Annotated in this window: 12 protein-coding genes; 3 read left to right on the forward strand and 9 right to left on the reverse strand. The window is 64.0% G+C overall.

Annotated elements, in window-relative coordinates; all coding sequences use genetic code 11:
• Nucleotides 1–209: 209 nt before the first annotated feature.
• The 7 genes from phoR to pstS all read right to left on the reverse strand — a co-directional run bounded on the left by phoR (nucleotide 210) and on the right by pstS (nucleotide 6,834).
• Nucleotides 210–1,508: a phosphate regulon sensor histidine kinase PhoR gene (gene phoR, locus GM672_RS25635; protein WP_155473355.1), complete on the reverse strand. Its 1,299-nt coding sequence runs from the start codon at nucleotides 1,506–1,508 to the stop codon at nucleotides 210–212.
• 10 nt (nucleotides 1,509–1,518) lie between these two features.
• Nucleotides 1,519–2,211, reverse strand: coding sequence for a phosphate regulon transcriptional regulator PhoB (phoB, locus tag GM672_RS25640; protein WP_155473356.1), 693 nt, complete (start codon nucleotides 2,209–2,211; stop codon nucleotides 1,519–1,521).
• A gap of 7 nt (nucleotides 2,212–2,218) precedes the next feature.
• Entirely contained in the window at nucleotides 2,219–2,938 is a 720-nt protein-coding gene (gene phoU, locus GM672_RS25645; protein WP_155473357.1) for a phosphate signaling complex protein PhoU, read from the reverse strand.
• 26 nt (nucleotides 2,939–2,964) lie between these two features.
• Nucleotides 2,965–3,756: a phosphate ABC transporter ATP-binding protein PstB gene (pstB, locus tag GM672_RS25650; RefSeq protein WP_155473364.1), complete on the reverse strand. Its 792-nt coding sequence runs from the start codon at nucleotides 3,754–3,756 to the stop codon at nucleotides 2,965–2,967.
• A gap of 49 nt (nucleotides 3,757–3,805) precedes the next feature.
• Nucleotides 3,806–4,684, reverse strand: a complete 879-nt coding sequence (pstA, locus tag GM672_RS25655; protein ID WP_371867101.1) for a phosphate ABC transporter permease PstA — start codon at nucleotides 4,682–4,684, stop codon at nucleotides 3,806–3,808.
• Complete coding sequence (pstC, locus tag GM672_RS25660; RefSeq protein WP_371867103.1) at nucleotides 4,684–5,628, reverse strand: phosphate ABC transporter permease subunit PstC; 945 nt, start codon at nucleotides 5,626–5,628, stop codon at nucleotides 4,684–4,686. The genes pstA and pstC overlap by 1 nt, the downstream gene beginning before the upstream one ends.
• A gap of 180 nt (nucleotides 5,629–5,808) precedes the next feature.
• Nucleotides 5,809–6,834, reverse strand: coding sequence for a phosphate ABC transporter substrate-binding protein PstS (pstS, locus tag GM672_RS25665; RefSeq protein WP_371867102.1), 1,026 nt, complete (start codon nucleotides 6,832–6,834; stop codon nucleotides 5,809–5,811).
• Nucleotides 6,835–7,170: 336 nt separating this feature from the next.
• Between pstS and ppk1 the strand changes: the two genes are divergently transcribed.
• The 3 genes from ppk1 to GM672_RS29605 all read left to right on the forward strand — a co-directional run bounded on the left by ppk1 (nucleotide 7,171) and on the right by GM672_RS29605 (nucleotide 10,078).
• Complete coding sequence (gene ppk1 / locus GM672_RS25670; protein WP_155473360.1) at nucleotides 7,171–9,327, forward strand: polyphosphate kinase 1; 2,157 nt, start codon at nucleotides 7,171–7,173, stop codon at nucleotides 9,325–9,327.
• 9 nt (nucleotides 9,328–9,336) lie between these two features.
• The gene (sixA, locus tag GM672_RS25675) at nucleotides 9,337–9,798 is read left to right on the forward strand and encodes a phosphohistidine phosphatase SixA (RefSeq protein WP_155473361.1); all 462 of its coding nucleotides are present in this window, start codon (nucleotides 9,337–9,339) and stop codon (nucleotides 9,796–9,798) included.
• A gap of 157 nt (nucleotides 9,799–9,955) precedes the next feature.
• Nucleotides 9,956–10,078 (forward strand): hypothetical protein, encoded by a 123-nt coding sequence (locus GM672_RS29605; RefSeq protein WP_260099330.1) that lies wholly within the window; start codon nucleotides 9,956–9,958, stop codon nucleotides 10,076–10,078.
• Nucleotides 10,079–10,511: 433 nt separating this feature from the next.
• On the opposite strand, the gene fos is transcribed toward GM672_RS29605, so the two are convergent.
• Nucleotides 10,512–10,931: a fosfomycin resistance glutathione transferase gene (gene fos / locus GM672_RS25680; protein ID WP_170300244.1), complete on the reverse strand. Its 420-nt coding sequence runs from the start codon at nucleotides 10,929–10,931 to the stop codon at nucleotides 10,512–10,514.
• 134 nt (nucleotides 10,932–11,065) lie between these two features.
• Nucleotides 11,066–11,599 (reverse strand): hypothetical protein, encoded by a 534-nt coding sequence (locus GM672_RS25685; RefSeq protein ID WP_155473362.1) that lies wholly within the window; start codon nucleotides 11,597–11,599, stop codon nucleotides 11,066–11,068.
• Between the last annotated feature and the right edge of the window lie 145 nt (nucleotides 11,600–11,744).

Below are 11,744 nucleotides of genomic sequence, written 5' to 3' on the forward strand. Positions count from 1 at the left end.
AGCGCCTTACCGCGGGCGGGGTGCCGGCGGCGGTGGACGGCGTGGCGACGGGAGCGGTGGCGGTGCAACCGGCCAGCAGCACTGCCGCCAGCGCGCACGCGGTAAGGCGCTTTACATACATGGTATTCGATCTGCTGGATTGACAAAAGCACGGCGGCCGCGTTGTGACGCGGCCGCCGGGATTGTATCAGCTTCGCCGGGGTCGCCGCTCAGGCAGCCTGCACGGCAGCCAGCGACTTGGGCATATTGACGGTAAACGTACTGCCCTGCCCCGGCGTCGATTCGATGGTCAGGGTGGCGCCATGCCGCAGCAGCACGTGCTTGACGATGGCCAGGCCCAGGCCCGTGCCCTGGGTTTCGCGCGAACGGCTCTTGTCGACGCGGTAGAAGCGCTCCGTCAGCCGCGAGATGTGTTCCGGGCTGATGCCGATGCCCGTGTCGCGCACGACGAAGCGCACGCCCGTGGCCGTGTCTTCCCACCGCAGCATCACCTTGCCGCCGGCCGGCGTGTAGCGCACGGCGTTGGCGGCGAGGTTGCCGAAGGCGCTGTAGAGTTCATCGGAGCTGCCCATGACGTCGCCGCCCTGCACTTCCAGGCTGATGTCGTGCTTGCCGACGGACAGGGCCTGGGCGTCGCGCTGGACCCGGTGCAGCAAGGTGTGGATGTCGACCCGTTCGGCGCGCATCGGGTGGTCCAGCGACTCCAGCCGCGACAGGGTCAGCATGTCCTCGATCAGGTGCTGCATGCGGTGGCCCTGCTCCATCATCAGGTTCAGGTGGGCCTGGCGGGTTTCGCGGTCCAGGTGTTCGGAAGCGGCGATTTCCAGGAAGCCGACGATGACGGTCAGCGGCGTGCGCAGCTCATGCGAGGCGTTGGCGATGAAATCGCGCCGCATCATGTCGGTACGCTCGTTTTCCGTGATGTCGTGCGTGACGAGGATCTGGCGGCGGTTCTCGAAGGGGATGATATGGACGATCAGCTTGCGGCCCCGGAACGACAGCGTCAGCGGCTGGTCGTAGCGGCCCAGGATCAGGTAGTCCATGAAGTCCGGGCTGCGCACCAGGTTCGTCACGCGCATGCCCTTGTCGCGGTCCTGCCGCAGGCCCAGGTGTTCCTCGGCGGCCGGGTTGCACCACTCCAGGAACAGCACGTCGTCCATGATGACGACGCCGTCCGGCAGCAGGTGCATGGCCTGGCGGAAGCGCGCCAGCCATTCCGTCAGCTCGGCCTGGTTCTTCTCGTCGTCGCGGCGCATGCGGTACAGCCGCGAGAACACGGGCGTCCATTCGCCCCAGCCGTCCGGCAGCTTGGCGCTTTGCGGGTTGTCCAGCCAGCCGGACAGCTGGAACAGGTAGTGCAGCTGCACCAGCGCCATTCCCAGCACCAGCAGCAGCGCGACCCACAGCGCGGTGATCGGGCCGGACCACCACCACAACAGGCCGACACCGGCGGCGGCAAAGGCCAGCCGCAGTGCCACCGGCACCCAGAACAGCAGTTTCGGGTTCATGCGCCGTCCTTCAGGTTTTCTCGGACAGCATGTAACCGACGCTGCGGACCGTCTTGATCAGGTGTTCCGCTTCCTTCAGGGCCTTGCGCAGGCGCAGCACGTGGACGTCGACGGTGCGCTCCTCGATGACGACATGGTCGCCCCACACCTTGTCGAGCAGCTGGCTGCGCGAGAACACCCGCTCCGGATGGGCCAGGAAGAACTTCAGCAGCTTGTATTCGGCATGGCCGATATCGATCTTGTTTTCGCCCATCGTCACCGTGCAGCTGATCGGGTCGAGCGTGACGGGGCCGGCGCGCATGGCCGAATCGGCGTGTTCGGGGCTCTTGCGGCGCAGCAGCGCGCGCGAGCGCGCCAGCAGCTCGCGCGGCGAGAACGGCTTCGTGATGTAGTCGTCGGCACCGCTGTTCAGGCCCGCCAGCTTGTCTTCTTCCATGCTCTTCGCAGTCAGCATGATGACGGGGATGTCGGCGAAGTGGCGGTCGCCGCGGATGCGCGCCAGCAGGCGCAGGCCGCTCTGGTCCGGCAGCATCCAGTCCAGCAGGATCAGCTGGGGCTTGCGTTCATGGATGAAGTCCCAGGCCTCGGCCGTGCTTTGCACGGCGCAGCAGTTCCAGCCCGCCTCGCGCAGCGAGAACGTCACCAGCTCGACAATCGCGGGCTCGTCTTCAACAATCAGTACGGTCGTTTTGTCGGATGCCATGCTCGTTTCAGTCTTCCTTCGTTTCCGGTACCGCGCCCGTGGCCGTCAGGGCCGGCTTGCTGTGGCGGATATCGCGCCCTTCCACCACATAGATCACGTACTCGGCGATGTTCTTCGCATGGTCGCCGATGCGCTCGATCGCCTTGGCCACCCACATGGTGTCGAGCGCCGCTGAAATTGTACGCGGGTCTTCCATCATGAAGGTAATCAGGTTGCGCATGATGGAACGGAACTCGTGGTCGATCACGGCGTCCTGGGCGATCAGCTGCAAGGCCTGGTTATGGTCGTTGCGGGCAAACGCGTCCAGCGCGTCGTGCAGCATGTCGCTGGTGGCGGTGGCGATGGTGCGCACCATTTCATAGTGGTTGACGGTGACGGCACCGCGCGAATGGAGGCTCTTGGCCGTGCGCGCGATTTTCGTCGCCTCGTCGCCGATGCGTTCCAGGTCCGTGATGACCTTGATCGTCGCCATGATGGTGCGCAGGTCGTTGGCGGCCGGCTGGCGGCGCACGATCAGGTGGCTGCACTGGTCGTCCAGCTGCACTTCCAGCTGGTTGACGGCGTCATCCTCGCGCATGACGCGCTCGGCCCGTTCGATATTACCGATGCGGAAGCACGTCATCGCATCGAGGAACTGCGTTTCGACCATGCCGCCCATCAGCAGCACCTTCGAGCGGATCGCTTCCAGGTCGTGGTCATATTGCTTGGATGAATGTTCGCCCATCATGGCTGCTCTCCCGTTGTTCTTCTTGATCAGCCGAAGCGGCCGGTGATGTAATCCTGGGTTTCCTTGCGGGCCGGATTCATGAAGATCTGGTCCGTCACGCCGAATTCCACCAGTTCGCCCAGGTACATATAGGCCGTGTAGTCCGAGCAGCGCGCCGCCTGCTGCATATTGTGGGTGACGATGGCGATCGTGTAGTCCTGCTTCAGTTCGCTGATCAGTTCTTCCACCTTCGACGTCGAGATCGGGTCCAGCGCGGAGGTCGGCTCGTCCAGCAGCAGCACGTCCGGCTTGACGGCCACGCCGCGGGCGATGCACAGGCGCTGCTGCTGGCCGCCCGACAGGGACAGGCCGGACTTGCCCAGCTTGTCCTTCACTTCCGTCCACAGGGCCGCCTTCTTCAGGGCCCACTCGACGCGCTCGTCCATCTCGCCCTTCGACAGGTCTTCGTACAGGCGCACGCCGAAGGCGATATTGTCGTAGATCGACATGGGGAACGGCGTCGGCTTCTGGAACACCATGCCCACCTTGGCGCGCAGCATGTTGACGTCCTGGTCGGCGTCGAGGATGTTGCGGCCCCGGTAGGCGATGGTGCCTTCGGCGCGCTGGCCGGGGTACAGGTCGTACATGCGGTTCAGGGTGCGCAGCAGGGTCGACTTGCCGCAGCCGGACGGGCCGATAAAGGCCGTCACCTGCTTCTCGTGGATGTCCAGGTTGACGTTGGTCAGGCTGCGCGTCTTGCCGTAGAAGAAATTGAGGCCCTTGATCTCGATGATCTTGCTCTGCTGGCGGGCCACCGGGGCGGCCGCCTGGGCATTCATGGTCACGTTCGTGGTCATAGTGTGTCGTATCTTAAAAGAATCTCGAGGATCAGTTGGGGATCTTCTGGTTGAACAGGGTGCGCGAGATGATGTTCAGCGCCAGCACGGAGAACGTCACCAGCAGCGCGCCGCCCCAGGCCAGCTCGCGCCAGTTGTCGTAAGGGCTCATGGCGAACTGGTAGATCACGTACGGCAGGTTGGCCATCGGCTTGTTCATGTCGGCGCTGAAGAACTGGTTGTTCAGCGCCGTGAACAGCAGCGGTGCCGTCTCGCCGGACACGCGGGCGACGGCCAGCAGCACGCCCGTGACGACGCCGGCCTTGACGGCGCGCAGGCGCACCATCGTCGCCACCTTCCAGCGCGGCGCGCCCAGGGCGAAGGCCGCTTCGAGCAGGCTGTTGGGCACCAGGCGCAGCATATTGTCGGTGGTGCGCACCACGACGGGCACGGCGATCAGCGACAGCGCCAGCGAACCGGCATAGCCGGAGAAGTGGTTCACGTTGGCCACGTAGATCGTATAGACGAACAGGCCGATGACGATGGACGGCGCCGACAGCATGATGTCGGTGACGAAACGCGTCACCTGGGCCAGCTTGTTCTCCTCGCCGTACTCGGCCAGGTAGATACCGGCCAGGATCCCGATCGGCGTCGACACCAGGGTCGACAGGCCGACCATCATCAGGCTGCCGACGATGGCGTTCATCAGGCCGCCGCCTTCGCTGCCGGGGGCCGGCGTCGTCTGAGTGAACAGGGCCGGGGTCAGCGCCTGCACGCCATTGATGACGAGCGTGGCGAGGATCCACAGCAGCACGGCCAGGCCCAGCGACATGGCGGCCACGGACAGGGCGATGCCGACGCGGTGCTGCAGCAGGCGCTTGCGGTAGACCTTGTTGACGGCGGGAGCGGCATTCATGGTGGAGGTCTTCATTATTTGACGCCTTCCTTGCGCGACATGCCGGCCAGCATCAGCTTGGCGGCGGACAGCACGATAAAGGTGATGACGAACAGGATCAGGGCCAGCGAATACAGCGAGGACACGTGCAGCGGCGACGCGGCCTCGGCGAATTCATTGGCCAGGGTGGAGGCGATGCTGTTGCCGGGAGCGAACAGCGATGCGGACAGCTTGTTGGCGTTACCGATGACGAAGGTGACGGCCATGGTTTCACCCAGCGCGCGGCCCAGGCCCAGCATGACGCCGCCGACGACGCCGGTCTTGGTGTACGGCAGCACGATCTTGCGCACCACTTCCCAGCGGGTGCAGCCCAGGCCGTAGGCCGATTCCTTCAGCACGGCCGGCACGATCTCGAACACGTCGCGCATCACGGAGGAAATGAAGGGGATGATCATCACGGCCAGGATCAGGCCGGCCGTCAGGATGCCGATGCCCATCGTCGGACCGCGGAACAGCTCGCCGATAATGGGCAGCATGCCGATGGTGGACTTCAGCAGCGGCTGCACGTGGTCGGCGAACAGGGGCGCGAACACGAACAGGCCCCACATGCCGTAGATAATCGACGGCACGCCGGCCAGCAGCTCGACGGCCGTGCCCAGCGGGCGGCGCAGCCAGGCCGGACAGATTTCCGTCAGGAACAGGGCGATGCCGAAGCTGACGGGGAAGGCGATCAACAGCGCGATGCCGGCCGTCGACAGGGTGCCGACGATGGCGATCAGCGCGCCGTACTGGTCGTTGATGGGGTCCCACTCGACGCGGGTGATGAAGCCGGGGCCGAATTCCTTCAGCGCCGGCACCGCGCCGATGACCAGCGAGATGATGATGCCAATCAGGACGAACAGCACCGACAGCGCGAACAGCATCGTCACCTTGTGGAAGATGAAATCCTGCAGGCGCTGGCGGCGCATGACCGACAGCATGGCCGCCTGGGAGACGGTGGAAGCCGCCTGCGGCTCCGTCACGGGGACGGTGGAAAGTTCTGCACTCATGGACATTTTTTTATCGGTTTGATGGGCTAGCGGTGACTCTCGATGGGCTCGCGGGACAGGCCCCCGAGAGTCACAGCTAGCCCCCTCGGGCAGCGAGGGGGAGATTAAAGCTTAGTACAGCGCCTTGCCGGAAGCGTCCTTCAGGTTGGCCTTCCAGGCCGCCTGCACCTGCTTGACGACGGTGTCGGGCAGGGGCACGTAGTCCAGGTCGACGGCGGACTTGTCGCCGTTGGCGAAGGCCCAGTCGAAGAACTTGATGACTTCCTTGCCCTTGGCGGCGTCGGCCTGCTGCTTGTACATCAGGATGAAGGACACGCCCGTGATCGGCCACGAAGCCTTGCCGGCCTGGTCCGTCAGCACGACGCCGAAGCCCGGGGTCTTGGTCCACTCGGCGTTGGCGGCGGCGGCCTTGAAGTTCTCGTCGTCCGGCTGCAGGAACACGCCATCCTTGTTCTTCAGCTGGGTGTGCGACATCTTGTTCTTCTTCGCATAGGCCCACTCGACATAGCCGATCGCGCCCTTGATACGCTGCACGTTGGCGGCCACGCCTTCGTTGCCCTTGCCGCCCACGCCGGTCGGCCACTTGACGGCGCTGTTGGCACCGACGGTCTTCTGGAATTCAGGATTGGTCTTGGACAGGAAATCCGTGAACAGGAACGACGTGCCCGAGGAATCGGCGCGGTGCACGACGGTGATCTCGTCGGCCGGCAGCTTGACGCCAGGGTTCAACGCGGCGATGGCAGGATCGTTCCACTTGGTGATCTTGCCGAGGTAGATATTGCCCACCACGTCGCCCGTCAGCTTCAGCTGGCCCGGCGCGATGCCTTCCAGGTTGACCACGGTCACGACGCCGCCCATGATGGCAGGGAACTGCATCAGGCCCGATTGCTCCAGGTCGTCCGCTTTCAGCGGCATGTCCGACGCGCCGAAATCGACGGTCTTGGCCTTGATCTGCTTGATGCCGGCGCCGGAGCCGACCGAAGCATAGTTCAGGCCGTTGCCGGTGGCGGCTTTGTACGACTCCGCCCACTTGGCGTAGATCGGATAAGGGAAGGTAGCGCCTGCGCCGGTCATGTCCGCTGCGACGGCGCTGGTGAAGGCCACTGCCGCGGACGCGCCTACGATGAGGGAGGCCATCAACTGTTTCATACGCATATCAAAGTTCCTCTGGGGTTGGGTTTGAGTGATGCGGAGTGTAAAGACGCAATATGACAGCTTTATGACATGGCTGGCGCGTTTTGAAATATTTGATCGTTTTATTATTGATCCGTTCCAGATCAACCACTTATGCCTTATTGATGAGCGGGGAAACGCGCAAAGCCGTTGTCATAATGAGTTAGCTTTCAGTCATGAAGCTGTCATATTTCCCACTTACACTGTCATACAACGCGCGCCATACTCGGCCAAGCCTCATGTACCCTGCGGTGTGGCGTTAAAATTGTTGTATTCATGATTAGAAGAAATGATAAGCCCATGAAGCCAGAAACTCGTACGGAGCTCGCCAGGCCGGCGATGTTCCTCGACCGCGAATTGTCCCAGCTGGCCTTCAACCGAAGAGTGCTGGCCCAGGCCGAGGACCCCGCCATCCCCCTGCTCGAACGCCTGCGTTATCTGTGTATCGTCAGCAGCAACCTGGATGAATTCTTCGAAGTGCGGGTGGCCAGCCTGCTGGCGGCGGCCAGTGTCGACGGGGTACTGTCGGAACACCCTTCCCTGACGGCCAACCTGAACCGGGTCAGCGCCGAATGCCATGCCCTCGTCACCCGGCAATATGAAATACTGAATACCGAAGTACTACCGCTGTTGCAGGATGCCGGGATCCATATCGTCCGGCACAGCCAGCGCAACGAGGCCCAGCGGGCATGGGTCAAGGAGTATTTCGAACGGGAAGTACGGCCTCTCCTGACCCCGATCGGACTCGACCCCGCCCATCCCTTCCCCCAGGTCGTCAACAAAAGCCTCAACTTCATCGTCGCACTGTCGGGCAAGGACGCCTTCGGCCGCGGTACCGCGATCGCCATCATCAAGGCCCCCCGCGTCCTGCCCCGCATCATCCCCCTGCCGACGGAGCTGTCGGACACCCCCGGCATGTCGTTCTGCCTGCTTTCCTCCGTCATCCACGCCCATATCGCCGACCTGTTCGCCGGCCGCGAAGTGATGGCCTATTCACAGTTCCGCGTCACGCGCGATTCCGACCTGTGGGTGGACGAGGATGAAGTGAAGAACCTGCGCCAGGCCCTGAAGGGCGAGCTGCTGGGCCGCCAGTTCGGCCGCTCGGTGCGGCTGGAAGTGGCGAAGAACTGCCCGCCCGAGCTGTCGCAGTTCCTGCTGGACCAGTTCGGCCTCGACAAGACGCGCCTGTACCAGGTGGACGGCCCCGTCAACCTGGTACGCCTGAACGAAATCGCCGAGCACTCGAAGAACCCGGCCCTGCGCTTCGCCCCCTTCATCCCGGGCGTGCTGAACAAGAGCGTCAACAACGACATCTTCGCCACCCTGCGCCGGCACGACATGCTGCTGCACCACCCGTTCCAGTCGTTCCAGACCGTCATCGACTTTGTCCGCAGCGCCGCCAACGACCCCTGCGTGGTGGCCATCAAGCAGACGGTCTACCGCACCGGCATGAATTCGGACCTGATGGAAGCGCTGATACTGGCCGCGCGCCTGGGCAAGGAAGTCACGGTCGTCGTGGAACTGCTGGCCCGCTTCGACGAGGAAGCCAATATCAACTGGGCCGACAAACTCGAGCAGGCCGGCGCCCAGGTGGTGTACGGCGTGGTGGGGCTGAAGACGCACGCGAAGATCGCGCTGGTGATCCGCCGCGAAGGCAGCAGCGGCAACTCCGCGCTGCGCTACTACGCCCACCTGGGCACGGGCAACTACCACCCCACCACCACCAAGTTCTACACGGACTTCGGCCTGTTGACGTCGAACCCGGAACTGGGCCGCGACGTCAACGAAGTGTTCATGCACCTGACCAGCCTGGCCAAGCCGCACAAGCTGCACCATATCTGGCTGGCACCGTTCGCGCTGCAGGAGCAGATCATCAAGGCCATCCGCAACGAGGCCAAGATCGCCAAGAGCGGCAAGCCGGCCCGCATCATCGTCAAGGTCAACGCGCTGGTGGACGAGAGCGTCATCCGCGCCCTGTACTCGGCCTCGCAGGACGGCGTGCGCATCGACCTGATCGTGCGCGGCGCCTGCACCCTGCGCCCCGGCGTGCCGGGGCTGTCGGAAAACATCCGCGTGCGCTCGATCATCGGCCGCTTCCTGGAGCACAGCCGTATCTACTACTTCCGCAACGACCTGGCGCACGATATCTACCTGGGCAGCGCCGACTGGATGAACCGCAACCTGTTCCGCCGTATCGAAGTGGCCTTCCCCGTGCTGGACCGCGCCCTGAAACGGCGCGTGATGGCCGAGGGCCTGAACCCGTATCTGAAGGATAATGTGAACGCGTGGGAGCTGGAAGCGGACGGCCAATACCATCGCCGCAAGCCGCGCGCCAAGCAGGCGCCGTTCAGCGCCCAGAAACACCTGATGCATGCGCTGGGCACGGCCACGGATGAATCGCAGATGACGGTGGCGGCCGGCAACGAACGCACCGTCCCGAAGGAAGCGCGGGAATAAGGAGAACGGATGGATCTGATACTGTGGCGACACGCCGAGGCCGAGCCCGGCGACGTGGGCCTGCCCGACCTGCAGCGGGCCCTGACGTCGAAGGGCATCAAGCAGGCCAAGCGCATGGGCCAGTGGCTCGATTCGCAGCTGCCGGAAAACTGCCGAATCCTGGCCAGCCCGGCCGTGCGCACGGTGCAGACGGCCGAAGGCCTGGGCCGCAAGTACAAGACGCATGCCGCGCTGGTGCCGGGCGCCGAGGCGGAGGCGGTGCTGCAGGCCGCCAACTGGCCGGCCGGCAAGGAAACCGTCGTCATCGTCGGCCACCAGCCCACCCTGGGCCAGGTCGCCGCCCTGCTGCTGACGGGCCAGGTGCTGGACTGGGAAATGAAGAAGGCCAGCGCCTGGTGGTTCGTCCAGCGCGATCCCGAAGAGCCGGTGCTGCTGAAAGCGGTGATGTCAGCCGACCTGGTGGTGAAGTAGGACTGGCACAAGCTGGGCAAGCAGCCCGGCAATTGTGAAATCGCTGTCTTGGAAGCGTGAAAATTGCGTCCCCGCGCCTTGTATTCACGTGCGCGTCTGCTACAGTTTAATCGTATCAACCAAGGGAGCGAGCCGTCGCAAGGGGGCTCGATACATCATGCCTACTCTGCTGACGATCGGCATCGCCATAGCCACCGTGGCGCTGATCGCGTTTGAAATTGTTTCGGAAAGCCGTGGCTCGCAGCACAAACTGACCGACCGGTATCACGAAGACGATTAGTCCCGTCGACCACCACGAAAGGCTCCGCCGCAGGCCGTGTTCCCCACATGGCATGCTGCCGGAGCCTTGAACTTTCCTCCCCGACCTATCCGCTGTACCGGTGCCGATCGCGCCACGGTCGTCACACGCCATGCCACCGGCAAGCGGCAATGCGACGACGCCCCGCAAGCCGCCGCCGGCCGCGTCCTCCAGGCGGATGCGGCCATCGTGGCGCGCCGTCGCAGACGCGGCGATCGCCAGGCCCAGCCCCCCCGAGCGCCCGCTCACCCTGGCGCGGGTTGACGGCCCGATGCGCGAACACGCCCAGGTCGACCGACAGCAGGGGCCACAGGTGCTCGGCCGGCCATGGCTGCTCGTCCACGAAAACCCGGTCCGGAAATGGGGTCAGCCCAAGGTGAAGTTCCACGATATTTTCTTGTCGATGCGCCACCCGCTACGGAGCCTGGTCGAAAAAACGCATGGCTTCGTATGGCTGGGCGCGGCACTGGGCCAGCCGGCTGGCGAGGTCGCCGACATGAACCTCGAGCTTGTGTCCATCGGGGTCGAGAAAGTACAGCGAGTCGCCCTCGCTGCGATTGTCCCGCCATTGATGGGCACCGTGGTCGAGAAGCCGCCGCGCGAAATTGCTGAAATCCTGTTGCGAGATGCTGAAGGCGTAGTGGGTATAGTCGGGCGAAGGCACCGTGCTTCGGCTCGGGTCGAGCGACAGGCATAGCCACAGCTCCCCCAGCGACAGGTAGGCACCCGAACGCCAGCTGGCGTGCAGGCGAAAGCCCAGCAGGCTGCGATAGAAATCCACGCTGGGTTCCAGCTCGCGCACCGCAAGCGTCAGATGATTCAAGCCCGTCAGCACTTTTCCCTTGATTCAGCCTGGTTTCTTCATGCGAGATATTGATTTTATAGCAAGCGGCGGCGCCGTGCCGGCACAACCATCGGCGTGTTTCTCGCCGCCACCTCGGCCTCGGCGCCGGCAGCGCGGGCGAGATGCTATCTTGCTTCGATATCCGCGGCGCCCACGCCCTTGAACCACGGAGCGACGTCGTCCTGGGAACCGGCAATTCTCGACACGTGTACCTCGATACAATGGGTTCCACCGGTGGCCGCGGAAAGAATGTGTGCGTGGAGGACCGGCTTCCCCGCACCCGGCATCGCGTAGATCGCCGCATAGGTGCGATCGTTCAGACGCGCGCGGAAGATGCTGTCCAGCGGCGGCATACCCGGGCGCGCAACGAGCCGCTTCACCATCGAACCGGCACAGTCGGCGGCAGTCATGCGCCCATCCGCGGTAGGCGTCATCACGGATACCGTGTAAGGCCCGTCGCTGCCCAAATACCGCAGGTGTGGCTTGTCGTGGTGGAGCGGATGCTCGTTCATCCGGATCGGCGCAATACCTGGCAGGGTAATGGTGAAGTCGGGTGAAGTCACCGAAAACGTAAGGCGCTGTGCCCCGGTCGCAAGGAACTTGTTGGCTCGACCATTGTCATACCGTAAGTTGGCATGAACCAAGACGGAGGTGGGCATGGAAATCGACGAGTACGCGGCCGTACGGACGCAGTGCCTGGCGTGGCTGACCCGGCTGACCGGCGAACAAGGGGATGGCCTGCGACGGCTGTTCGAAGGATGTGCCTCGCTGGCAGACTGCCTGGCCATCATCGAGGAACGGGGC

The sequence above is a fragment of the Pseudoduganella buxea genome (assembly GCF_009720835.1).
In the GTDB taxonomy this organism is placed as follows: Bacteria; Pseudomonadota; Gammaproteobacteria; order Burkholderiales; family Burkholderiaceae_D; genus Rugamonas; species Rugamonas buxea.

Excerpts from the sequence above, each read along its gene's own strand:
- pstC (WP_371867103.1), bottom strand. The coding sequence starts at position 5,628 with ATGCTGTCGGTCATGCGCCGCCAGCGCCTGCAGGATTTCATCTTCCAC.
- ppk1 (WP_155473360.1), top strand. The coding sequence starts at position 7,171 with ATGAAGCCAGAAACTCGTACGGAGCTCGCCAGGCCGGCGATGTTCCTC.
- phoB (WP_155473356.1), bottom strand. The coding sequence starts at position 2,211 with ATGGCATCCGACAAAACGACCGTACTGATTGTTGAAGACGAGCCCGCG.
- GM672_RS25685 (WP_155473362.1), bottom strand. The coding sequence starts at position 11,599 with ATGCCCACCTCCGTCTTGGTTCATGCCAACTTACGGTATGACAATGGT.
- pstS (WP_371867102.1), bottom strand. The coding sequence starts at position 6,834 with ATGGCCTCCCTCATCGTAGGCGCGTCCGCGGCAGTGGCCTTCACCAGC.
- phoR (WP_155473355.1), bottom strand. The coding sequence starts at position 1,508 with ATGAACCCGAAACTGCTGTTCTGGGTGCCGGTGGCACTGCGGCTGGCC.
- GM672_RS29605 (WP_260099330.1), top strand. The coding sequence starts at position 9,956 with ATGCCTACTCTGCTGACGATCGGCATCGCCATAGCCACCGTGGCGCTG.
- pstB (WP_155473364.1), bottom strand. The coding sequence starts at position 3,756 with ATGAATGCCCAGGCGGCCGCCCCGGTGGCCCGCCAGCAGAGCAAGATC.
- pstA (WP_371867101.1), bottom strand. The coding sequence starts at position 4,684 with ATGAAGACCTCCACCATGAATGCCGCTCCCGCCGTCAACAAGGTCTAC.
- sixA (WP_155473361.1), top strand. The coding sequence starts at position 9,337 with ATGGATCTGATACTGTGGCGACACGCCGAGGCCGAGCCCGGCGACGTG.
- phoU (WP_155473357.1), bottom strand. The coding sequence starts at position 2,938 with ATGATGGGCGAACATTCATCCAAGCAATATGACCACGACCTGGAAGCG.